Source organism: Pedobacter sp. SYP-B3415, from assembly GCF_004138205.1.
Classification (GTDB): Bacteria; Bacteroidota; Bacteroidia; order Sphingobacteriales; family Sphingobacteriaceae; genus Pedobacter.
In genome coordinates this window covers 274,208-297,073 of record NZ_RXNQ01000034.1, presented here as the reverse complement: position 1 = coordinate 297,073, position 22,866 = coordinate 274,208, and the positions used below count along the sequence as shown (strand labels likewise).

The window sequence follows — 22,866 nt, the reverse complement described above, 5'->3', positions numbered from 1 at the left end:
CTCTCAAAGGCTTCGACAATTTCACGCTTAAATTCCTGCGAATACACCCGATGTGTACTGATTATTTTTCCTTGTGTTCTCATAATTTTTGTTCCCATTTTTGGGCAACTTATATCAGGGACATACAGCCCCCCCTCCGGGATCACCGCAGCGAAACCTGCAGCGCAGTGGAAGGTTGAGCGAAGGTAATCCCGGATCACCGCAGCCAAACCTTTAGCAAAGCGGAAGGTTGAACGGAGGTAATTCTGGATCAAAGAGAAAAGAACAAGGAGAAACCGTTGCATAAATAACGAGCCAGAACCAGCGCAAAGCCCCTCATTGAGTTGAATGAAAAAAAGATTGTTGTGTTTGTAGAGAGAACCAAAAATCATGAATATTCACAGCCTTACTCTATGTCTTAGTTCTTCTCATACCGGAATTTTTAAGACTTTTCTAAATGCACTAACATAAGTATCGGTAATAAGAAAGTAACCGCAAAAGATTTATTAAATTTATCAGAAACCTAAAACATAGGCCCCAATGAAGCTATATGTAACTGTTCAGAGAGAAAATAATTTTCATCACAGCAGTGGTGCAGGAATCTATTATACAATCCCAACCTTCGAATCATGATACAGTTACAGATGATTGATACCGTGAAGTCAATCGCTCAAAAAGACGACAACGTTTCTGCTGTCTTCATGTACGGCTCGTTTACCAAAGATGAAGGCGACCAATATTCAGATATTGAGTTTTATATCTTTCTTAAAGACAAAGAAAATTTCTCGGGCCAGTTGTGGGTAAATCAGATTTACCCGACAGCATTATATTTTATAAATGAATACGGCAGTGAGGTGGCAGTCTTTGAAAACCTCGTCAGGGGTGAGTTCCATTTTCTACCAGTAAATGAAATTGACGTCATACGATCATGGGAAGGGTCTGTAGCATTCAGCGACTTCGACAAGATGAATATCATCGACAAAGATGGCTTGCTGGCTGACATCCTTGCTCAAGTAACTATAAAATCCCCTGAGCGAAGCACAAACGAAAACACTTTGTTTTTGTCAAAGTCTTTGTTAAATGTACTGTTAACAACAAACAATCTGCTGAAAAGGAAAGAATATGCACATGCTTACCAAAGTCTGTTGGTTGTACAAAAGTATTTGCTTTGGCTGATCCGGTTAGCGACCCACCAAACTGATCATTGGGAAAGTCCGACCAAAGGCTTGGAAAAAGACATCAATAATGACTGGTACAAAGATTTTACAAGCACCACATCTGATCTGATTAGCGCAAACCTGGAAATAGCTTTGAAAAATTCATTTGAATTGTCTCACAAACTATTTGATCGATTAGGTGTTGCGCCGGATCTGAAAATGTTGCTTCGTAAAATCGAATAAAGTCCGCTCCATCAGAGCCTTTAGGAAAGGCGGCAAACCTCAAACAGAAAACATTAAATAAAATTATGAGAACTATCAATCCCTGGATCAACTTCAACGGAAACGCTGAAGAAGCATTCAACTTCTACAAATCGGTTTTTGGCGGAGATTTTACGAAAATCGTTCGTTTTAAAGATCTGTCAGGCCCCGATTTCCCTGTCGGGGAAGAAGATGCGAATAAGATAATGACCATCATTCTGCCCATCGGGAAACACAACGTATTAATAGCCAACGACGTTCCGGCATTTATGGGACCTGTAAACGAAAACGAAAACAGGTCTAAAATTTCGATCAGTGCTGAAAGCCGCCAGGAGGCGGAAGAAATCTTCAACGGCCTGTCAGCCGGTGGCAACGTTGAAGCGCCTATGGCCGATAGTCCCTGGGGCGCCTATGCAGGAATGTTCAGAGACAAGTACGGAATCGAGTGGATTGTGGAATTCGACGCGAGTTATATCAGTTAAAGGGTATCATCGGGCAACGTGTTTGTAAGGAACACTTCGTTTGCATATGAGCAACAGCGAACATCTTGCTTCAATATCAACATTTATTGTTGACCAAGGGCTACGATATTACAAATACGATCAATTGAATCGATTGCAAAGAGTATGATTTCTATCGTCTACTTCAGATCTCTTGCTTTCAACACCTGTTCTACCTCCTGCCGTTTATAAGGGGTTTGTTTATTCATGAGTTTGAAAATCAGAAATAAGGGCAGCAGCATAACAAGGCCAAATGCGTTAGCAGCGATGCTATAAAACACAATGCCAACCAGAAAGCCGATCAATGCCGCGTTCATGATTGATGCCGACTTTATCTTTTTTGACATATCCAGCAATTCTTCATCGCTGAAATCTGACAGATTTCTTTTTGCCATAACTTATTTAAATATGGTAATGACGCCTGCGGGTCTCTGACTATTATATGCTGTCGATTCTTATCCAATCAAAATAGCCGGTGCCGGTACCCTTTGCAACCAATGCTATCCGTACGCCTCTGTCCCATGGCGGGAGGTAAGTACCCTCCAGAACACCCCCTATATTTGTCCAGGAGCGGCCGTCTGTACTCCAGGCATACTGAAGCTTACTTCCTTGCTTTACCGTTACCTTTAATTGTAACAGCCGCGCAGCAGGGGCCTTTGTTTGTGTAACAATGGTTCGTTTGTTGCGCTGAACTTTCCATAAGACCAGGTTCCCATTGTCAACAGATAAGCCAATGGCGTTGTTGACATCGCCAAAAATGCTCAACCCCGACGCTACACCTGGTGTAACTTTTACCGCAGATATAGCGCTGTAGTTAAAGGACAGGCTGCTCTGAGCAAGGACAGCCCCCACTTTATTTGCTTCTGTTTCTTTAAGGGCCGTCAGGTTCAATAAACCGTTCGCAGCCTTATAAACTGGCTGATGCTCAACCGGCCAGCGCCAACTGCTTGCCAGCTTGCTGAAGTCATCCTTGAAACTAAGAGCTGTATTCTCTTTTCTGGTGATTAGCTCAGCGCCCTTTTTGATGACCGGCCAACCCTCGCTAGTCCATTCAATCTGGCTGATGAGCGCCTGGCGGCCAACATATACACCGCTTTCCGTGCTGTAGGCATGATACATAAAAAGATCATTTCCCTTTGTATCTGTGACCACCGTTCCGTGTCCGGGGCACTTCCATACATCATTTCCTGCAAGTATTGGGTTGGCGGCATATTTCTCCCATTTCCCTTCTATTGTTTTTGAACGGGCTACGCCGATTGCATAGTCGCAGCCTACACCACAGCAGCCTGCACCGGCATAAAAGCAGTAAAAGTATTCCCCCTTTTTCATGATAAAGGCGCCTTCAACCAGATTTCTCTCCCATGGTGTATCGTTCCTGAAGAGTTCGAATTTTTCGCCAATTGGGGTAATGCCACTTTTTGATAGTTTTTGCCCCCAAATAGGTGTTGGCTTACCGACGCTATTGCCATCCTCTTTCCAGATGAGAAATTTCTGACCTTTGTCATCCTCTACACAGGCTGCATCAATCGAACCTGCAGTCTGACATACCACCGGACCATGATCTGTCCATGGGCCTTCCGCCTGATCGGCAGTAGCCACCCCGACGCAAAGAGGCCCACCATCAATCCGGGCAGTATAATAAATAAAGAATTTTTTGCCGTCATGATACAATTCAGGTGCCCAGTAATTTGCTGTTGACCATTTCGGACGATTTGGAAAAGCGTATGTTACAACATCCCAGTTTACCATATCGGTAGACTTTGCCAAAGCAAATACAGGTCCCCACTCAGACGCCGAACATGTTGCATAGTATGTGTTACCCACCCTGATAACAGAAGGATCCGGAAAATCACTTGGTATCACGACCTTCTGGATGTCTTTTGATACCGTGGTTTGCGCAAAGACACACGGAGACACGAATAACATGATGGTCATCAGCGCATAGATGACACCTTTAAGAGGTTTGCAGGGAATAAATGATTTTATCATTATCTGTTGTAAAATATTAGGCTCGTTGTTTACTCTCATCCTTCGTTAGACAATACGCACGACACAACGCTTATCAGGCGCTAAGCTAATAAGATCCGCAAAATTTTTGCAGTACGATCGCGATGATTCTGACTTTATATGATTAGGTTAACGCAAGGGCCGATGCTTTCGCCGAACAGGTTAACATCTTTGCGTTTTTATCTTTGACATTCTGCTGCACCTTATTTTCTTTCCGCTGGCACAACTAAGCGCGGCCGGCGCTGTTACGGGGGTATGATAAAACTTCTCGCCGCAGCTCTGTTGATCACGTTTTCCTGGTCTGCCAATGGCCAAACAGTTACCGGTCCGATGGGCGAACGATTTGCCGCCCGTGTTGTTGCCAGCAAACTAAGCGATCCCTGGGAAATCACCTATGGACCCGACAACCAGCTATGGGTTACCGAGTCAAAGGGATATCTGGTGAGCCGCATCGACCCTGCAAGTGGAAAACGCACGGTAATTTTGGATCTGAATACAGAACGAAAATTTCCGCGCTATGATAAGCTGGGCAAAGCCAGCGGTGGCAAACCCTGGCCGCAGGGTGGCCTGATGGGAATGGCCCTGCATCCGCAGCTATTAAACGGAAAACCATTTGTTTACCTGATGTATGTCTACGCTTTTTCCGGTGCTGACAAAGACGGGAGTGGTTGTGCAGATAAGTTCGGTGGCTGCCGGTTTTGGGGCCGCATTGTGCGTTACGAATACAGCAAGAGTACAGAAAAGCTGATTAAGCCTGTGATTTTGTGTGATACCATCCCACAAAGTAACGACCACAACGGCGGCCGCCTAGTCTTGGCGCCGGCAGGCGATAAACTTTACCTGTTTTACAGCACGGGCGATATGGGTGCCGGGCAGTTCGGCAATGCCGGGCAGCCAAACCGTGCCCAGCTGAAAACTTCATATGAGGGCAAGATTCTGCGTTTTAATACTGAAGCCGACCAGGACCGCGATGCCTTTGACAAGTGGATCCCAAACGACAACCCTTTTAATGCTCCCCGGCAAAGCGCCGTCTGGAGTTATGGTCATCGCAATCCGCAAGGGTTGGCCTATGCGAAAATAAATGGCTCGGGGCGCCTCTTTCAAAGTGAACATGGCCCTTTTTCAGACGATGAAATCAACATCATTGAAAAATCAGGAAACTATGGGCACCCCCTCGTAATCGGTTATGCTGATGGAAACTATGACGGCCTTGCGGCCAGTGCCAGCGAACACGCCGCACTTCCCGGCAAATGGAATACGACCTACCCGCTTATCGTAAGCGAAAAAGAAAATGCAGCCGGGATGGGCAAAACTTATCATGATCCGATTATTTCGCTTTATCCAAATTCTGCTGAGCTGCTGGCCCGGTTATATGAAGAACGATTGGAAGGGAAAGACGATCAGCAATGGCCGTCAGAAGCGCCCAGCAGTCTGGAGGTTTACACAGCCACGGCGATACCCGGCTGGCGGAATTCCTTACTTGTTCCAACATTAAAGGGCAATAAATTAATCCGCCTTAAGCTTGATGAAGAGGGCAAACGGATTGTCGGCGACACAATCAGTTATTTTAGAAACAAGGTTCGCTATCGTGACATTGCCATTTCTCCAGACGGACGGAAGATTTACCTGGCCATAGACAGTACGGCAGCCTCGTCGAACCCGGCCAAAGAGAAACCGGAGACAATCTATCATCCCGGGTCGATCATGGAATTTTTTTACCTCGGGGCAGCGTCGGGACAGGAGCCTGTCAGCAAACAAACACATCACAGGGAAAACAAGAACAAAAATGCGCCTGAGAGAAGCGCCCGGGCAAGAGATACGACGGCTATTATCCCACGCAGCGAACAAAGCCCGAAACGCTAAATAACTTTAGCTGGCGCTGTATAATTCGAGGTTATAAAAATGATGGTCCCTTAACACCGGCATGCAACATTGCCTCGCCTTATCAAGTTGAAATCATGGTTCATTAGTCACTGTTGTCTTGGGAAAGTCTTGCGAAAGCCTATAGTTCTTTGGTTTCCAATAGATGTGAGGCTATGGTATCGAACCGCTCACCGCCGCGGGGCTCCTTCTTTTTCTTGGAAAAGAAGCAAACCGCTCCGGCTGTGTATCTCTTCTTGCATAAAAGCATCAAAAGTCCAACGGCGGCGGGAAAAGGCCCGGATTACCCCTGCATCATTCTGTTCCGGGCTGGTTCCCCTCCTTGGTTCTTCCCAACCTCCTTAAAACAGTGCAAGACTTTTAATACTTTTCTGCGGCGAGAAGATACAAGGCCGGTCCGCACCTATCAGTGGCAGTAATCAGGCAAAACCCTCATAGAAACCACCGCCTGTACGTAAAAGCACAAACATAGAATATAGGGTGCTTGATTCAGAGGACTCAGGCAAATACTGCTTTCAGACTGTTCAGAAGGATCTTATTTCATTCAGCCAATTTTTCCCGGACAACAATGGTTCATTAGTCTTGCGTTGCAACGCGCAAGCCTTGTCACCTCTCAGCGAACAGCCCCATCAAGAAGAACCTTACCCGAGCTTGTCAGGATTCCTGCGTTTTAGAAACCCGGAAAAAGCCTATCTTCGGTTAAAAATTTACCGATGAAATTATCAGTCCCCAAACTGCTGTTATCAACAGCCTTCTTTGCCTTTATATTCACTTTTACAGAGGCACAAAACGTTCGCGAACCGAAAAACAATCCCGCTGAATGGTCCGCACCAACTGAGCCTTTCCGCATTGCGGGAAATTTGTATTATGTGGGCACCTATGACCTTGCCTGTTACCTTGTGGCAACCCCGGAAGGGCACGTCCTGATAAATACCGGGTTAGCAGATTCGGAACCGCTGATTACCGAGAGCGTTCAAAAGTTAGGATTTAAAATGGCCGATATTAAGGTTCTGTTAACAACCCAGGCACACTTTGATCATGTTGCTGCGATGGCTGCACTGAAGCAGAAAACCGGCGCAAAAGTATTTATCAATAAGGCCGATGCGGCTGTTCTGGCAGATGGAGGGGCATCAGATTATGGCCTCGGCGGAGACACGAGTTACCAGCCCGTAAAGGCCGACAGGCTGCTGAATGACCGCGAAATCATTACTGCAGGCGGAACACAGATTCAAATGCTGCACCATCCAGGCCATACAAAGGGTTCATCCAGCTTTCTTATTAAAGTAAAAGACAACAAAAAGGCCTACTCAGTCCTGATTGCCAATATGCCGAGTGTAGTTACGGGAAAAGCCTTCGATGAAATCCCTGACTACCCAACCGTTGCCGCAGACTACCTCTATACGCTGCGCGCGATGAAGCAACTGTCGTTTGATATTTGGGTAGCTTCGCATGCCAGCCAGTTTGCGCTGCATAAAAAACGGAAACCCGGCGATGCCTACAATCCGGAAGCCTTTGCAGACCGTGGCGGCTACGACACAGCATTAAAAGCGCTTGAAGCCGAGGTTCAAAAAAAGCTTCCGAAAAAATAACGCCACATCAATCAGCAAGGTCATAGTTATTATACTGCTGGGTAAAAAAATGTATCTTCAGCTAGCCGGCGCAGAGATGCCGCTAACTGCTGTGTATTTTAAGCAACCTAAGCAATGACCATCAGCGAAACCGAAAAAAAAGACTGGCAGTACCTGCTCAGTGCACCTGTTATTGTGGCCGCGCTCGGCTATTTTGTTGATATCTATGACCTGCTGCTTTTTGGCATCGTCCGCATTCCAAGTCTTACAGAACTCGGACTTGACGAACAGGCAAGGAGTATTGAAGGTGCCAGTATTTTAAACTGGCAGATGAGCGGACTGCTCATCGGAGGAATTGTCTGGGGTATTTTGGGCGATAAAAAAGGAAGACTCTCCGTTTTATTCGGTTCAATCATTACCTACTCGGTTGCCAATTTCGCATGTGGCTTTGTTCAGGACATTGCCCCTTACAAGCTGCTCCGCTTTGTGGCCGGTGTAGGTCTTGCGGGCGAACTGGGCGCCGGCATTACCCTTGTTTCTGAAAGCCTGCCAAAAAAACTGCGGGCGCTTGGTACGTCTGTAGTTGCCGGAGTCGGACTTCTCGGAGCCGTTGCAGCTTACTTTACTGTCGAGCTGTTTAGCTGGCGCTACGCTTATTTTACCGGCGGAGCGTTGGGTATCCTCCTTCTGCTGCTGCGTATTGGTGTCTTTGAGTCCGGCATGTTCAAACAGATGAAGCAGAACGATGCCGTAAGACGCGGAGATTTTTTCTCTTTCTTTACCAATGCCGGCCGGTTCAGAAAATACCTGAAGTGTATTGGCATTGGATTACCAACCTGGTATGTGATCGGGATTCTTGCCACCTTCGGAAATGAACTCGGGAAAGCCATGAATATTGCCGAAGCCATTAAACCGGGGCTGGCTGTTATGTGGTGTTACGTTGGCCTTGCTGCAGGCGATCTGCTCAGCGGAGTGATCAGTTACAGGCTTCAGTCGCGAAAAAAGGCCGTGATACTTTTTATGGCCTTTACCCTGATCGGGACTGTAATTTACCTGTATGGCGGCATTAAAAGTGCTGCCGTTTTGTACGGCATGTGCCTTTGGCTGGGCTTCGGAATCGGGTACTGGGCCATGTTCGTGACGATTGGTGCAGAACAGTTCGGCACCAATCTTCGGGCCACCGCAGCTACGACAGTTCCTAACATGGTTCGCGGAACGGTGGTGGGTATGACAACACTGTACGGCTGGATGAAACCTTCTTTACTGGAACTGCATGCAGCTGCCATCGTTGGCGTCATCTGTTTTCTCATCGGCTTTTATTCGATTTCGACAATTCCGGAAACGCATCATACCGATCTCGATTTTCTGGAACAATAGTATATCTGCTCCAATACGATCGGTTTTAAACTTTCTAAATCATGTATCAATTCAAAGCTCAGATCTACAAGACCGGGATCAACTGGTGTGTCGATGTCCCGGTAGCTATTACTGCAAGGATGACCCCCGAGAAAGGGTACATTCACATTCATGGCGTAATAAACGGATTTGATTTCACCAAAACACTGGTGCCTGTTAAAAACGCGCCCTACAGGCTTTTCGTTAATGCCATCATGATGAAAGGCGGCAAAACAGCATTGGGACAAGTTGCCAGCTTTGAGATCAAGCAGGTTAAAAAAAAGCAGGAAGCTGTTCCCAACATGCACCCAGATCTCGAGGCGGCGCTGTCGCGTGAAGGGCTCAGCGCTGCCTTCGGTGCTTTGACAGCTGCCCGCCGCAGGGATGCGATCAAATACCTTTATAAAGTTAAAACTGATGAAACCCGGACAGCTAACATCAATACAATCATTGCACAGCTTCGAAATGGTGAGAAAAATGTACGGATCCCGATGACCGGTTATCCGCTCACCAAAAAGTGACGAACAGCTTGAAATATAGTAACCATCTGTGCCACAGCGGCAATCTGGCAGCAGGTAACGACCGCACGGAGCCGGTACAACCGCTCTTAGGACATTTCACACTTCAATCACGTAAACGGCAGCGGCCCCATTTGCATTTTCGACCAGGGGCACCTGTTTAGGTGTCTGAAATGACCTTGAAAGTAGCCTGATCCGGTAATTAGTTCAATGTCCGGCTTCTTAGGAAAGCTTCAACAGCGGTTCTGTTATAAGTAATTTCCCGCCGTCCCGATACCATGTACCTCAGCGTACCGTTTCTTCTCGCCTCGCGCTGCAGGTAGGGGCTCAGCGCATAAAGACGTTCAACATCGTCAACCTTTAAAATCTCAGGGACCGTTTGGATGGGAGGATTGCGTTTACGAACCAGGTCTGAAAGGAGTTGTACACAATCGTTAATTTTCTTTTCAAGCCGTGCAAGATCCTGCACGGTTAACATTTCTTCTTGTTTCATGGGGATGAATGTATACCGGTGAATAATTGGTTAGTTTACAAAAGCCGGTACGGTCTAAAATACACCGCCATGAACAATTAAATAATACTAAATTCAATATTTTTTTACTCCGCGTTAATTGGCAATCACCACTTTCCAGGTGTTCCCGCTACCAATGCCAAATTTTTCAGCAAAACTTGCCATATTCAGCGCAATTGAAAGTTGCATCAGGCTGTTCAGGTATACGAGAGGTGTGCCTTCAGGTGCCTCCCCAAAAGTCTTCAGGAAAGGTACTGAACCTGTATAAACCGTTTTTTTTCCGTTGCTGATCGTAACCTTCAAACGGTCACCATACTTCAGACCGGCACGCAGAAGCAGGTCGTTACCGATGTTTGTCCACACGTTTCCATACTGTATATCAAGTATAGGGATAGTTCCGTAAATCTTTCCCTGGTCATACACAGCTTGCTGGTAGGGAAGGCGCACAACCGTATCCGGGAGTTGTTTGCCTACACCTTCAAAGTTGATCAGACCCGAAGCGAGCCTGGCCGCGGTATAGGCGTACACATCGCGCCCGTGAAAAGTGTATGACTCCCGGGAGTCCCTGCGCCGGTTCAACGCCTCGTCTATTTCGCTTACGGCAGCGATGCCGATTTCATCCGCCAGCAAGGTCAGCGTGCCATTATCAGGTGTAACGATAAAATGCCCGGTCCTGGTAAGCGCGACAACAGATTTCCGTTCGGTGCCTACGCCCGGATCTACAACAGATACGAACACGGTGCCTTTCGGCCAGTATGGCACTGTTTGGAAGAGGCGGTAGGCGCCTTCCCAGACATTGTACGGGGGTATTTCGTGCGTCAGGTCATAGATTCGCAGGTCAGGCGAAACACCGGTAGCTACACCTTTCATAGCAGAGACAGCGCCGTCTTTTAATCCAAAGTCTGTTTGCATCACAATAACAGGCTGAGGCGATTGTGCCCGGACGATAAAAACGGAAAAGATAAAAGCCAGTAAAATCAGATTTTTCATGGTGCAGGTTTAGTTGTTCAGGAATCGCGGGCTATTTGCAGCCTTTTAGCGCCGCTATGCTTTAATATGGACAGGCAATCTATACCTTTAAGTTATGAAACCAACAATATCTATCTGTTACTGTCCGAAGTGTGGCTGGATGCTCAGATCAGCTTATATGGCTCAGGAACTGCTTATAACATTTGCCGGCGTTGTTTATGGTGTTACGCTTGTACCAAGTGATACATCGGGCGTATTTCAGGTTTACGCAGATGAGACCCTGATCTTCGACCGTCAGACAGAACAGCGGTTTCCGGAAATCAAAGAGCTTAAGCAACTGGTTCGCGACCGGGTGTCTCCCGGCATGAGTCTTGGTCACAGCGATAAAAAATAAAAGGCATTATGAGCGCGTTCCCCCTTTGCTTCTCAGCCGCTAGTAAGTTTGCAGTCCGTATTTCAGGTTTTTAATATTAATCTGCGGGAAATGGTCAAGTATAACAGCCATTGCCTTTTTAGACCTGATACCCGAGTGGCAAACTACCACGGTCTCTATCCGGGGATCAATTTCATCAATTCGTTTTTCGAGATTAGTAACTGGAATGTTTTTCCCGCCGATGTTGAAAGCAGCAAACTCAGAGGGTTCACGCACATCCACAACCTGCACGTTTTCATTCTCAAGCTTTTGCCTGAAGGTAGTAGAATCAATATCTACTCCCGCAGCCGGCTGTCCGTATGGTTTCAGTTGTTTTATAACTTTGTTTTCAGGCACTGCCGCAAAGCGCATGCGATCTATCTGATTCCCGAGTGCATTTAAGACAAGCAGTTCGCCGCTGAGTGGTTTGCCTGTGCCACTGAGTATTTTGATAGCTTCAGTAGCCTGCCAGGTACCGATAAGCCCGGGTAAAACACCAAGGACCCCGGCTATACTGCAATTTTCGGCATCATCAGGCGGCTCAGGAAAAAGACAGCGTAACGTAGGACCGCCCTGGTAGTTGAATGTACTAAGCTGCCCTTCATACTGAAACAGCGAACCGTATACCAGGGGCCTGCCAGTAATAACACAGGCATCATTAAGCAGATAAGCCGCCTCGAAATTATCTGTTCCATCGATCACAACATCGTACCGGCTAACAATTTCCAGCACATTTTGTGCCGTTACACGCGCATTGATAACCTCCATTGCTGTATGGGGATTTTTCAAACGAAGTTTTTCAGCAGCAACGGTTGCTTTTGCTTTGCCAATATCTGCCGTATCAAAAAGGATCTGTCGTTGAAGGTTCGACAAGGTTATCACATCGTTATCGGCAATGCCAATCCTTCCGACACCGGCCGAAGCCAGATAAAGCAAAGCCGGGCACCCCAGTCCGCCTGCACCCACAACCAAAACAGAACCCTTTTTGAGGCTGAGCTGTGCCTCAGCGCCGAAACCTTCCATTCTGATCTGCCGGTTATATCTTTGATAATCTTCTGCGGTAAGTTCCATCTGAATTTTTTGGAAAGTTAAACAATATTGACAGGCTGATAAGCCTCAGACCGGTCTAATCTATATTTTTTGTCCATCGGCTGATGCAATGCAACTTAGCTGAGCGGCTCTGTCTGCATTAAATGCCGGCCCTCCAACAAAGCCAGCAGGCCAACAACCAGCACCTGAAGAATTAAAAAAATGGCGCCGTACACTGTACACCCGCTAATAAAACGGATAAGTAAAAAAATACTTACGCCTGTCCAGAACCAGTTTGCCCGGATCAGAAACACCAACCTCAATACCGGGGGTCTTTTTTGGATAGCCAGGGAGAATGCAAGCAGGGCATACAAAAGGGTTATGACCGCTATGGCAAACACAACAGCAACCGGAAGCCCGAGGAACCTGCCCGCAAGCTTTGCCAATGTTATACCGACAATAGCGGTGATTCCGCCGAGAATGCTGTCGGCCCAAAGGATCTTTCTTAAAGAGGCAACTGAATGCACGTAGTACGTCATGGCTGAAAATTATTGCCCCCCTGTGGTAAAAATAACAGAGTTTCGGATACCAACCAAATCAGAAATAGCAGGCTTTGAGACTACTAACGAAAAAGATGACGCGGGCAGCCCATGTTAACTCAAATTTGACATCAAAGTAAGTTACAGAAACATGTTTTATAAATCGGACGAAAAAAGTATATTTAATATAAATTTTTATCGTCCCATGTCATATTTAAAAATCCAGAATTTGCTGGCGGGCACTGGTGTGTCTGCTGGTTTCTACCATGCAGTGGAGCCATATCTCTACCGCAGACGGTACGGTGAACAGAAGGATTACGCAGGTGCTTCAGTTTTCCGAAAACAAGTCTCATTTGTAGAATCAGGACTGTTTGCCTGCTGGCAGGAAGCCGGTTATGGCGACGACATTCTTGCTGATTTTGTTGTTCCCGGCGATCTCGTTTTTTCGGTTTCGGGTCTTTTTGGCTTTAAAACCAGGGTGTATTCCTTCCTGAAGGCCATTGAGCCAACCGAACTCATCTGCCTATCTATGAATGACGCAAAACGAATCTGGCAGGAACAGCCTGAAGCAGAGAAAGTGTTGCGTTATTTTTTCCACCGGAAGGAAGAACGGCGACAAGCGCACAACAGAATGTTACTCATGAGGCCGCCGTATCGTTTCGAAGCTTTCCAGGCCGAATTTCCTGACATTTGGTATCGCCTTCCGAACCGCCTGATCTGTGCATATCTGCGCATGTCAGAAACAAGCTTGCTGCGCTCTAAACGTCAGGCATAGGCCTGAACCGTCTGCTGCCGGTATTTTTCCCTTCTAAGGGTGCCTGCGTAACCGCCCGCTGCCCATTTGATCCGGCAGTACCTGTGCGAACTTTACAGTATGAGATCGTTTCAATATATCTTTCTTATGACTGTGCTGTTCGCACTTGGCGGTTACTGGGCGTATACGCTCGCAGACGGCCTGTTAAACCGCGGTGAGTATGTCAGGCATCTGCAAAGCCAGGTTTTTCCTGACAGCGTGACTTCGCTTTTGACCTGGCTGCTGCCAGCGTTAAACCTGCTGATGTTAATTTTTCTGCTACACGCACCCTGGCAGCGAGCCGGCATTTTTGTCTCAACCGTTCTTTTCTCGCTAACGGCTATGTATGCCGCGCTTGTTATTGCAGACTACTTTCCACAGGCACCTTGCAACTGTATTGGCACTGTCCGCAACCTGAGCTGGGAAGGACATTTTATTTTAAACCTGGCAGGCGCAGCCCTGTCTTTGTGCGGCCTGTTTTTAAATGGCCGGGAAAGGAGGAAGGTATGAGCGGCTGAGCATAGACATTTTTAACTTCAGGCGATGCCGGAAGTAACTATTAAACCCATTTTTAAACCAACTTTTTGTTGCTTTTTCAAATGCAAAAAGCAGCCTGATTATGAAAAATGCTAAAAAAATAAAAGGCAGCCTGCTTGGCATTGCTGCTGCATTTGCCCTGGTATGTACCCAAAGTGCGTTTACCGGCGCTGCAGATCGTTACTATTTCTATGATGATGGAACCGGAGCAAAGTGGCAAACACAAGCACCCACCAACAAGACCTGCGTAACCGATAACCAACGCATATGTTCGGCGGAGTTTGACAGCGCACCAACCACTACAAACAACCTCATCGTCAATAATCCTGATGCTGAGGAAACTGAACTGGGAAGGTTACAATAGTCTTCTTCCATAAACACGAATATCGTTGGCCGCAGGGCAATTTGTTCGGCTTTGAGGCTAACTTATTAGAATAACAACCCCTAACTTTTTGTTGCTTTTTCAAACGCAATAAAGCATCCCTGACAATGAAAAATTTTAAAAAATCGCTTGGCGGCATTCTGGGTATTGCCGCTGCAATCGCCCTGATATTTACACAAAGCGCATTTACCGGCACAGCAACCCGTTATTATTTTTATGACGACGGCACGGGAGCACAGTGGCATGACGAAGCGCCCGTTGGCAAATCCTGTGCAACTGATCCTCAAAGGATTTGTTCTGCAGAGTTCGAATCAACACCTGAAAGCAACAGCAACCTGATCAGCGCCAATCCTGAAGCCGAGGATATGGAAGTCGGCAAGCTTCAATAGCCAAAGGCCGGACGAATCACTTCGTCCGGCCTTTTTTTTTAACGCTCGTTTTGTGGCATAGGGTTCAGGGAGATCTCGATTGGCGGTATGAGGAAAACATAGCGGCCGTCATTCGGAGTGAGGTTACGCTCTACACCGTTTACCGTACGTTTAAGTGTTTGTGCCAACGCTGGTTCCTTATTAAGCCGCCTGAGATCAAACCAACGAACTCCGCGACCCACCAATTCCTTTCTGCGTTCCAGCAATATTGTTCTCAGAAGCTCAGCCGGATCCGTTATCTTTAAATCAATGAAGCCGGCGTCATGTCTTTTGCGAAGCAAGGTATTAAGGTCGGCCAGCGCTTCAATGGTCCGGCCTGCTCTTGCAAGGCACTCCGCACGGGTTAGGTATAGTTCATCAGTTGCCAGGCCGGCGAAGAGCTGCGGTGCACCGCTGTAGCTTCCTTTAAAGTTTAAAATTCCACCCTGATTGGTAAAAAACACTTTTTTTCGCCTGTCTGATGGTCCGTATAATGCATACAGGTCCGGGTTTACGCCGGTCAAACCAGATAAGAAGAACCAATAGTTGGGCATTTCGGAATAAAAAAGAATCTCCGGATTGTTATTTGGCAATGGCACGGGAAACGAACGTACTGAATTGTCTGCAATTGACTTGTAATCCAGCAACTCATTTCTGTCCTGCAAAGCTGCATGCGCAGCCTGTAGCGCATTAGGGAAGTCGGCCATAGAGAGATAGACACGTGCCAGCAGCGCCTGCGCTGCTGCTTTTGTTGGGCGGGTTTTGTAGGCTGTTGTTACAGGCAGCAGCTCAAAAGCCTCCTTTAGGTCGCTTATAATTCGTGCATAACACTCCTGCACACTTCCCCGCCCCTTTCGTTCAGAAATATCGGCACTGACCTTAAGTGGAATACCGGGATCTGTCTGTGCCGTAGTTTGGTCGAACGGTTTGCTATAACTATGAGAGAGATCGAAAAAGGCATTACTGCGTACAAAAAGTGCTGATCCGCGCAGGGCCCTGTACTCCGGTTTTTGTTTGTCCTCATCCGGCATCGCCTCCAGGCCTTCTAATACGATATTGCAGTGAAAAATAAGCCCGTAACTTCGGGACCAGTCCCAGTTTATGGAACTCATGTCCCGCTCCCAGCGGTAAGCATCTATTTCCTCAGCTTGCAGCTCGAGCAGCCCTTCGTCTGAAATGACAAAGTCGTCGGTTGATATTTGCATCAAACCGGATGCGCTGTTTAAAACAAAGATTCGGAAGTTATCCATAATTCGCTGAAAGTCCGCGATGGTCCGGGGCACAAGGTGCTCCTGCTTAGGTTTTGCATCCAGGAAGCCCTTGTCGCAGGCTGTGCTAAGGCAAAGCACAGACATGAGCGCAAATGCCTTAAAAATGTATTTTGTTTTCATGTTCTGTTTGTTTAAAATTCTGCCTGTATACCAAAAGCCAATGTTCTTGGCGGCGGTCCCGTACGGAAGTCAGGGTCAACGCCCTGCCTGTTTTCCGCCCACAGCACCCCAATGTTGTTCAGATAGGCGTACATCCGCAGTCCGGAGACGGGTAGCCAGGCCGCGGTGGCCTTTCGCAGCTGATAACTGAGTTGTATATCCTGCAGCCTGATGTGGTCACCTTTCTCGACTAATGCCGTTGAGTACCGGTAAAAGTCGTCACGACCAGAAACATTGGCTAGCGGCGCTGAGGGAATTTGGGTGAACGCTTCATCGCCGGGTTTCTGCCAGCGGGCAGCGAAATCGCCGTGGGTTCCCAAACCCATGTTATTGCCATAGGCTACAGACTCCCGGTAATAATAGTAGCCCAGGCGGTAGCTGATATTTACAGACAATGAAAGATTTCGATATCGAAAATCATTTCGCAGGGCACCAAACATGGTTGGCATCGCCGATCCAAAATAAACCGCCATTTCGGTAGTCGTACTGTTAATAATCTGATTGTAGTTCCGGCTGACCTGCCCGTTTAGGTAGCCCAACGGGTCGCCGGTTTGTCCGTCCAGCCCCGCCCACGCATAGGCGGCAATGGCGTATAGCGGATAACCTGCCTGTGGAGAGCTACTCCCTGTAGCCAGGTTGGCAGAGGGCATATAATCCAAAACTTTATCCTTGCTCAGGCTGTACAACAATGTTGTATTCCATTGAACCGCCCCTTTAAGATTGATTGAGCTCAGGTTTACATCAATACCATAGTTTTGAGATGTGCCGGTGTTTCCCTTAAAAAACTGGATACCTGTGGATGGCGGGAACGTAGCCAGGCCAAGCAAATCAGTATTTTTCTTAAAATACACCTCAACATTTCCACTTATTCGCCTGCCGGCCGTGGCAAATTCCAGACCTGCATTGATTACCCGTACACGCTCCCAGCGAAGATCCGGGTTTGGGGGATTGCTTATGCTGGCAAATGGTAATTTTGTCGGCGAATCCGCTCCATTGCTGGGATTCACGGTAATCAGCCCGGAATAAAGTTTACTAATGTTGCCATTGTAACCATAACTTGCCCGAAGCTGCAGGTGTGGTAATGCTTTAAACGCATAAAATCTCTCACCGCTTAGTAACCAGCTGGCACCAATGCTATATAGCGGCACACCGCGCTGGTTTGTTCTGACGCCAACCAGGTTGCTCTGGTCCAATCGTGCGCTGGCAGACACGAAGTATCTATTTTTGTAGCTGTAATTGCCAAGGCTATAATAAGACAAATACCGGTCTGTCGTTCTGACTTCATTATCAACATAAGGAATACTGAGTGACCTGGAGGGATTGGCAAACGACCTGTAAGTTCCTGTATAATTAACAAAACTTCCCAAAGCCAGTTCATCATTATAACCATACAGGCGGTTTGTGTTGCTGACATTGTTCAGCGCTTTTTTCTCAGCACCGGCAAGCAGGCCGAGTGTGTGGTCTGGATTGAAAGTTCGGTTATAATTGAGCTGCCCGCGTACATTTTCATTGCTTACTCTGCCCCTGGTTATATCCTGTATACCCCCTTGAGGGATACCCCTCGTAATGCTGCCATCGGCGTTAATGGTACTGTACATATTGACCAGGTTTCTGGCAAAATAACTGCTGCTTGTTTTCAAATCCCGCAGTTCATCAAATGTCTGACCATAGTTGTAACGAACCTCTGCTTTCAGACCGGTCAATATGGTATAGCTAAGACCGAGATTGATCCGGTAATCAGTCGATTTTCGCACGGAAGTAGCCTGTTCCAGTTCCTCAAGAGGAATAAACCGCCAGTCGGCAAGCCCCCGGCTTCGTGCAGTTTCTTCAAATGACCTGCGCAGCGCAGCGGTAACCGCGAGCGGGTTCCCCTGGTCATCGGCCAGGCGGCTATAGGGCTGGGCGGTTGTAAGATTTACACCGGCTGAACCGGTTTCTGTCTTCGTATAAAACACACCAGTTTCAAACTGCATTTTGTCTTTCAGGAAACTGTAACTATGATTTCCGGTAAACGTATAACGATCGTTCTCATTTCCTCTTGAATTTGATAGTCCGCGGTCAAAGCCGCCTGATAGATAATAACGCTGCTTACCTTGTGATCCGCTCAGGCTTAGTAATGTTTGGGTGTTGAAAGCGCGCCTGTTTAACCAGCGATCCTGCTCGGCACGTAAATCAAAACTTTTTAGTGCATCAATTGCATTTGTGGCCTCAGCGGCTGACATTTTTCCATCGCGCGCAGCGATGAGAAGCTCTACAACCGGCGATATGGCAACTTTATCAGCAGACGTTTCAGCGCTTCGATAGAAACCGCGAGAAAACAGCAGTTTCTCCGTGTCAATATAGTCAGAGACCGTCATTTTTGGCCTGTAAAAAAGATCAGGCTTATCGCCGGTCATCACATTTGTGTTAAGGCTGATATTCACCCGCCCGTCAGACCTGCCCTTTTTGGTTGTGATTACAATCACTCCATTGCCGGCGCGGGCGCCCCAGATAGAAGCTGCAGCGGCATCGCGCAAGACGGTCACGGTCTCCACATCATTCGGGTTGATGTTATTCAGGTTACCGTCATAAGGAAAATTGTCAATAATGATCAGCGGCCGTGCGTTTCCAAAAAGCGTACTTTGCCCGCGTATGTTGAACGGACTGCTTGAACTGCTCCGGTTGATCGCCAACCCTGAAGTGACATCTTCGAGGCGACTGATCAGATCTGGTGATACGCGCCGGTTGAGAAGTTCCTTATCTATTGAAACAACTGATCCCGTTACCCGCCCACGCTGCGTTTCCTGGTAACCGGTATAAACCGGTACATCCTGAAGCGTATGACTCACGGGGACAAGGGCAATAACGGGCGACTCATTTCTTAAGACCCTGCCGTTAAACGGGCGATACGTAATATGGCTTATAGCCATCTCTCCAGACAAATTGCCAAGCAATACTGTGCCGGCCGAATCTGTTTGCAGTGTCTGCCCCTGTAATTTGACAAGCGCGCCTGAAACGGGCAGATTGGTCAGGCTGTCCATTACACGAAGTTTCCTCGTCTGCGCCAGCAGGAAGCCAGGCAGCATAATCAAAAAAAGTAAAATTGTCTTCATGGTTTGAGCGTTTTAGTGTTGGTGGTTGAAGGTTCACGGTCTCTGAATACGAGCATCTCGATCTCCTGTTCACGCTGCTCGAACTTCAGATCGTAAAGTGCGAGTGCTTTATTCACTTCGTTCAGATCTGAAAGATTAGCACGCAGGCTAAGGTCTACAGGCGCCGTATAATTTGTACCATCAATAATTGAATAGGCCTGGCCCTGGAGGAACTTGATATCCATCTCGCTAATGAACCTCATGATTGAATGATTGGTAAGGTCGTAAGCAAAAAGATCTGCCTTCACATCCGGCGTTCCACCTTTCGTTCTGATCTTGTCTTTGTCTGATGTGCGCACCAGCACCAGGCATTTTCTCCACATCAATTCGCGCGTAACTGCTATCTCAGGAAAAAAGCGATTCAGATCATTTACCGCTATTTCGAATTTCTGAGCTTCCATAGATTTCGGAACAATGAGTTCATAGCAGTACATGTTGTTCCCGATCCATTCTTCAGACGGGTTATCGACATGCAAACGCGTTATGTCTTTGCAGAGAAAAAGCATTCTGCGGTAATCGAAATTGACCTTTCTAGCAGAATGAGCATAACCAAACAGCCGGGGAATGGAAAGATTGGTCATGGTAAGGCGGGAGACGCTACTATCGGGCAACATCCGTACGATATAGCGACCGCTTAAGCCTGGAACATACTTCGAAAAAACCATTCCGTAACTACCCTTAGGCACCGGTCCGCCGTTTCCCTGATCAAAAAGCAGAAGTTTGCGGTCCCATTGTGTAGTCGTATCTCTTTTTTGCGTTATTTGTGTAACATGACCGGCAAGCATTGCATCTATGCTTGCAGGAGTTATAGGTTCAACACCGGTTTCAATAAGATATCTCCCCGCCTGATCGATTACTACGTAATGCGGAATTGTGCGGTGTTTGAACACATTGGCCCAAACCGTATCTCCCGATACGCGCAGCAGGCCGGGCAGCTTACCATTTCCCAATTTTGCCAGAAAACTTTCTGCCAATTTTTTTTCCTGCCCGGTTATCATGATAATGGCAAGTCTGTTGCCGTATTGCCGCTGCAGCTTTTCCATTTCCGGAATCCTGGAAAGACAGGCTCCGCACCAGGTACCCCAAAAATCGAGGATCACCAGTTTACCTTTCAGATCGGACAGTCTTAGTGTTCGGCCTTTTGGTCCTATTCCGCGAAACTCAAGATCTGGTACAGCATCTCCTTTAAAAAATTTCTTATGCGCTTTGGTCTGTGGAGCTGCTTTAGGGGGCCCGGCTGTGGTCTGTGCCCAACCGGAAACGCCGGCCAGTAACAGCGCATACAGCAGCAAGCAACATAAAATGCCCCGCAGCGGAAGTATACTCCACAGTACAATGGTTTTCATTAGTTTATTCATGTTTATTTGGTTAGTGAAAATTTGTTAGCTGCCGCACGTTGAAAATTGTAAGGCCTGCAATGCCGCTTCTATAGGGCAGTTTTTATTTGTTGGGTTCACGGTCGCGAAACACAAGCATGTCGATCTGTTTGTCGCGTAACTCAAACTTCAGGTCATAGCGCGAAAGCTCTTTGTTCACGGCTTCAAGGTCTGTAAGTTTTGCACGCAGACTAAGGTCTACAGGCCCGCTGTAGTTTGTCTCGTCAAGAACGGCCTGTGCCCCGCCCTGGAGATATTTCAGGTCCATTTCGTTTACAAAACGTTTGATGGGAGCGTTGGTCAGATCATATGCAAAAAGATCTGCCTTGACTTCAGACTTGCCGCCTTTACTTTTTATTTTGTCTACACCGGACGTACGCACCAGGACCAGGCATTTTTGGTCCCTTAATTCCCGGCTTACATGTAGCCAGGGGAACAGCCGGTCAAGATCGCGCACGGCAATGTCAAACTTCTGCGCTTCCATCGCCTTCGGAACAACCAGCTCATAACAGTACATATTGTCGCGATACCATTCATCTGTCGGATTGGACGCATTGAGCCGCGAGGTATCTTTACATAAAAAAATGATGCGGCGGCGGTCAAAGTTTACTTTCCTGGCGCCATGCGCAAAACCGAACAGCCGTGGTATAGCCAGGTTGGTCATGGTAAGCCGCGAAACGGTAGTATCTTTCATGCGGCTTACGCTGTAGTGTCCGCCCAGCCCTGGTATGTACCCCGAAAACACCATCCTGGAACCTCCGGCCGGCACCGATCCGCCATTTCCTTCATCAAACAACCGCAACTGCCCGTTCCAGTAAGCAGTGACATCCTTTTTTACTTTTACATCTGCCACTTTGCCGGCAAGCATGGCTTCAATACCTGCCTGACTAATGTCATCCGAACCCGTCTCTACGAGGTACCTGCCGGCAGGATCAATGACGACATAGTGCGGCAGTTCGCGGTGTTTGAACACACTGTTCAAAACTTTATCATTAGCCACCCGGAGCAGGCCGGGTAGCCTGCCATTTCTCAGTTTTTTCAGAAAACTCTCTGTCATATCTTTACTCTGATCGGTAACCATGATAATGGCCAGTCTGTCACCGTACTGCTGCTGCAGTTTTTCCATCGCCGGTATCTTGGCAAGGCAAGCTCCACACCAGGTGGCCCAGAAATCGAGGATTACGAGCTTGCCTTTCAAAGCAGACAGTTTGATGTCGCGCCCTTCCGGACCGATTCCCGGAAAGGAAAGATCCGGAACAACATCCCCTTTTTTAAAAGTTTTGACGGTTTCAGCCCGGGCTGGCTGAGCTGGTGGCACCTGCGCTGCAACACGCATGGTCAGCAGGATAGCCAGGCACATAAGACAGTAACGGAGGCTAAAGAAAGGGCATAGAAATCCCATAACAACTGGTTTCATTGTTTTAAGCATAATTATCTGGTTAGTATTTTACGATCGCGCGGTTGATATACTGCGGGGCCAGCCTGTCGAATTCAGGAATGGCACCGCCAGCCGCATGGCCGGCGGTTACCAGGACCTGCCCTACAACCCCGGTTGTAAAAAAGACCTATATGTTGCACGCGCGCAGCGGACATAACAATTCCCTACAGCGCAGATGCGCCATTTTATAATTATTCTGTCTTTATATTTAGCTCCGCAGATGCTGTTTAACACCGGGACGGTTGATGGGATAGCAGTACCAGACCTATTCCGGTCCGCAGATAACCAGGCTGATCAGGATCATATGTAAAACGGCATAAGCCAATACATGCAGCAGGATGTTGGCCTGCCCCCATCCTGCCGGCTGCTGACAGCTGAGCAGGATGGGATGGGGCCTGTATAAACCGATTGTGATTGTATTTTGTCTCATGACCGTGCCGTTCGTCTGTGTTGGCGGGAACCAATGTAAAAGGCGTGGAACCCACTTACCGTCCTTGAGGCCCTAGGAAGTGCCCGGAAACGAATAAGCAGGCCCACGCCTCAGACGTGAGCACTTACACTTATCCTCCCGTTTCCAATCGAAATTTCCTAGGTTCCAAGGACGAGAATCGAAGTGCGCGTGCTTCGATATTTTCGAAGACAGCGC

23 protein-coding genes are annotated in these 22,866 nt (G+C 47.6%); 11 read left to right on the top strand and 12 right to left on the bottom strand.

Annotated features, from left to right (window positions below; all coding sequences use genetic code 11):
• Nucleotides 1–371 (bottom strand): hypothetical protein (locus EJV45_RS16215; protein WP_165305082.1); only part of this gene is annotated, 371 nt, incomplete at its 3' end.
• A 237-nt stretch (nt 372–608) separates the two neighbouring features.
• Between EJV45_RS16215 and EJV45_RS16210 the strand changes: the two genes are divergently transcribed.
• Together EJV45_RS16210 and EJV45_RS16205 are read left to right on the top strand one after the other, a co-directional pair.
• Complete coding sequence (locus EJV45_RS16210; RefSeq protein ID WP_205942402.1) at nt 609–1,379, top strand: aminoglycoside 6-adenylyltransferase; 771 nt, start codon at nt 609–611, stop codon at nt 1,377–1,379.
• Between the two features lie 65 nt (nt 1,380–1,444).
• Nucleotides 1,445–1,879, top strand: a complete 435-nt coding sequence (locus EJV45_RS16205; RefSeq protein WP_129717271.1) for a VOC family protein — start codon at nt 1,445–1,447, stop codon at nt 1,877–1,879.
• A 158-nt stretch (nt 1,880–2,037) separates the two neighbouring features.
• Here the strand turns inward: EJV45_RS16205 and EJV45_RS16200 are convergent, their stop codons facing one another.
• Together EJV45_RS16200 and EJV45_RS16195 are read right to left on the bottom strand one after the other, a co-directional pair.
• Nucleotides 2,038–2,292 (bottom strand): FUSC family protein, encoded by a 255-nt coding sequence (locus tag EJV45_RS16200; RefSeq protein ID WP_129717269.1) that lies wholly within the window; start codon nt 2,290–2,292, stop codon nt 2,038–2,040.
• A 43-nt stretch (nt 2,293–2,335) separates the two neighbouring features.
• The gene (locus EJV45_RS16195) at nt 2,336–3,886 is read right to left on the bottom strand and encodes a family 43 glycosylhydrolase (protein WP_165305081.1); all 1,551 of its coding nucleotides are present in this window, start codon (nt 3,884–3,886) and stop codon (nt 2,336–2,338) included.
• 273 nt (nt 3,887–4,159) lie between these two features.
• On the opposite strand from EJV45_RS16195, the gene EJV45_RS16190 reads away from it, so the two are divergent.
• From EJV45_RS16190 to EJV45_RS16175, 4 genes are all read left to right on the top strand, one after another.
• Nucleotides 4,160–5,767 (top strand): PQQ-dependent sugar dehydrogenase, encoded by a 1,608-nt coding sequence (locus EJV45_RS16190; protein ID WP_129717265.1) that lies wholly within the window; start codon nt 4,160–4,162, stop codon nt 5,765–5,767.
• A 731-nt stretch (nt 5,768–6,498) separates the two neighbouring features.
• Complete coding sequence (gene bla / locus EJV45_RS16185) at nt 6,499–7,374, top strand: subclass B3 metallo-beta-lactamase (RefSeq protein ID WP_129717264.1); 876 nt, start codon at nt 6,499–6,501, stop codon at nt 7,372–7,374.
• A gap of 114 nt (nt 7,375–7,488) precedes the next feature.
• Nucleotides 7,489–8,730, top strand: coding sequence for an MFS transporter (locus EJV45_RS16180; RefSeq protein WP_129717262.1), 1,242 nt, complete (start codon nt 7,489–7,491; stop codon nt 8,728–8,730).
• A gap of 41 nt (nt 8,731–8,771) precedes the next feature.
• Nucleotides 8,772–9,269, top strand: a complete 498-nt coding sequence (locus EJV45_RS16175; RefSeq protein ID WP_129717260.1) for a YdeI/OmpD-associated family protein — start codon at nt 8,772–8,774, stop codon at nt 9,267–9,269.
• A 199-nt stretch (nt 9,270–9,468) separates the two neighbouring features.
• On the opposite strand, the gene EJV45_RS16170 is transcribed toward EJV45_RS16175, so the two are convergent.
• Both EJV45_RS16170 and EJV45_RS16165 read right to left on the bottom strand, forming a co-directional pair.
• Entirely contained in the window at nt 9,469–9,759 is a 291-nt protein-coding gene (locus EJV45_RS16170; RefSeq protein WP_129717258.1) for a hypothetical protein, read from the bottom strand.
• Nucleotides 9,760–9,873: 114 nt separating this feature from the next.
• Nucleotides 9,874–10,767, bottom strand: a complete 894-nt coding sequence (locus tag EJV45_RS16165; protein WP_129717256.1) for an S-adenosyl-l-methionine hydroxide adenosyltransferase family protein — start codon at nt 10,765–10,767, stop codon at nt 9,874–9,876.
• A 94-nt stretch (nt 10,768–10,861) separates the two neighbouring features.
• Here EJV45_RS16165 and EJV45_RS16160 point away from each other — a divergent pair, with 94 nt between their 5' ends.
• Nucleotides 10,862–11,140, top strand: coding sequence for a SelT/SelW/SelH family protein (locus EJV45_RS16160; RefSeq protein WP_129717254.1), 279 nt, complete (start codon nt 10,862–10,864; stop codon nt 11,138–11,140).
• A 39-nt stretch (nt 11,141–11,179) separates the two neighbouring features.
• On the opposite strand, the gene EJV45_RS16155 is transcribed toward EJV45_RS16160, so the two are convergent.
• Nucleotides 11,180–12,229 (bottom strand): HesA/MoeB/ThiF family protein, encoded by a 1,050-nt coding sequence (locus EJV45_RS16155; protein WP_129717252.1) that lies wholly within the window; start codon nt 12,227–12,229, stop codon nt 11,180–11,182.
• Nucleotides 12,230–12,324: 95 nt separating this feature from the next.
• A complete protein-coding gene (locus EJV45_RS16150; protein WP_129717250.1) occupies nt 12,325–12,726 on the bottom strand; it encodes a hypothetical protein in 402 nt (133 codons plus the stop codon).
• Nucleotides 12,727–12,931: 205 nt separating this feature from the next.
• Between EJV45_RS16150 and EJV45_RS16145 the strand changes: the two genes are divergently transcribed.
• The 4 genes from EJV45_RS16145 to EJV45_RS16130 all read left to right on the top strand — a co-directional run bounded on the left by EJV45_RS16145 (nt 12,932) and on the right by EJV45_RS16130 (nt 14,827).
• Entirely contained in the window at nt 12,932–13,501 is a 570-nt protein-coding gene (locus tag EJV45_RS16145) for a hypothetical protein (RefSeq protein ID WP_129717248.1), read from the top strand.
• 99 nt (nt 13,502–13,600) lie between these two features.
• Nucleotides 13,601–14,029 carry a MauE/DoxX family redox-associated membrane protein gene (locus EJV45_RS16140; protein WP_129717246.1) on the top strand — a complete coding sequence of 143 codons (429 nt, stop codon included), beginning with the start codon at nt 13,601–13,603 and terminating at the stop codon, nt 14,027–14,029.
• Nucleotides 14,030–14,138: 109 nt separating this feature from the next.
• Nucleotides 14,139–14,420 (top strand): hypothetical protein, encoded by a 282-nt coding sequence (locus tag EJV45_RS16135; RefSeq protein WP_129717244.1) that lies wholly within the window; start codon nt 14,139–14,141, stop codon nt 14,418–14,420.
• A gap of 125 nt (nt 14,421–14,545) precedes the next feature.
• Complete coding sequence (locus tag EJV45_RS16130; RefSeq protein ID WP_129717242.1) at nt 14,546–14,827, top strand: hypothetical protein; 282 nt, start codon at nt 14,546–14,548, stop codon at nt 14,825–14,827.
• Between the two features lie 38 nt (nt 14,828–14,865).
• On the opposite strand, the gene EJV45_RS16125 is transcribed toward EJV45_RS16130, so the two are convergent.
• The 5 genes from EJV45_RS16125 to EJV45_RS19525 form a co-directional block, all read right to left on the bottom strand.
• A complete protein-coding gene (locus EJV45_RS16125) occupies nt 14,866–16,236 on the bottom strand; it encodes a RagB/SusD family nutrient uptake outer membrane protein (protein ID WP_129717240.1) in 1,371 nt (456 codons plus the stop codon).
• An 11-nt stretch (nt 16,237–16,247) separates the two neighbouring features.
• Complete coding sequence (locus tag EJV45_RS16120; protein WP_129717238.1) at nt 16,248–19,367, bottom strand: SusC/RagA family TonB-linked outer membrane protein; 3,120 nt, start codon at nt 19,365–19,367, stop codon at nt 16,248–16,250.
• Nucleotides 19,364–20,764, bottom strand: coding sequence for a TlpA disulfide reductase family protein (locus EJV45_RS16115; RefSeq protein ID WP_129717236.1), 1,401 nt, complete (start codon nt 20,762–20,764; stop codon nt 19,364–19,366). Before EJV45_RS16115 ends, EJV45_RS16120 begins: the two co-directional genes overlap by 4 nt.
• An 82-nt stretch (nt 20,765–20,846) precedes the next feature.
• Nucleotides 20,847–22,199: a TlpA disulfide reductase family protein gene (locus EJV45_RS16110; RefSeq protein ID WP_165305080.1), complete on the bottom strand. Its 1,353-nt coding sequence runs from the start codon at nt 22,197–22,199 to the stop codon at nt 20,847–20,849.
• Nucleotides 22,200–22,485: 286 nt separating this feature from the next.
• Nucleotides 22,486–22,650 (bottom strand): hypothetical protein, encoded by a 165-nt coding sequence (locus tag EJV45_RS19525; RefSeq protein ID WP_165305079.1) that lies wholly within the window; start codon nt 22,648–22,650, stop codon nt 22,486–22,488.
• Between the last annotated feature and the right edge of the window lie 216 nt (nt 22,651–22,866).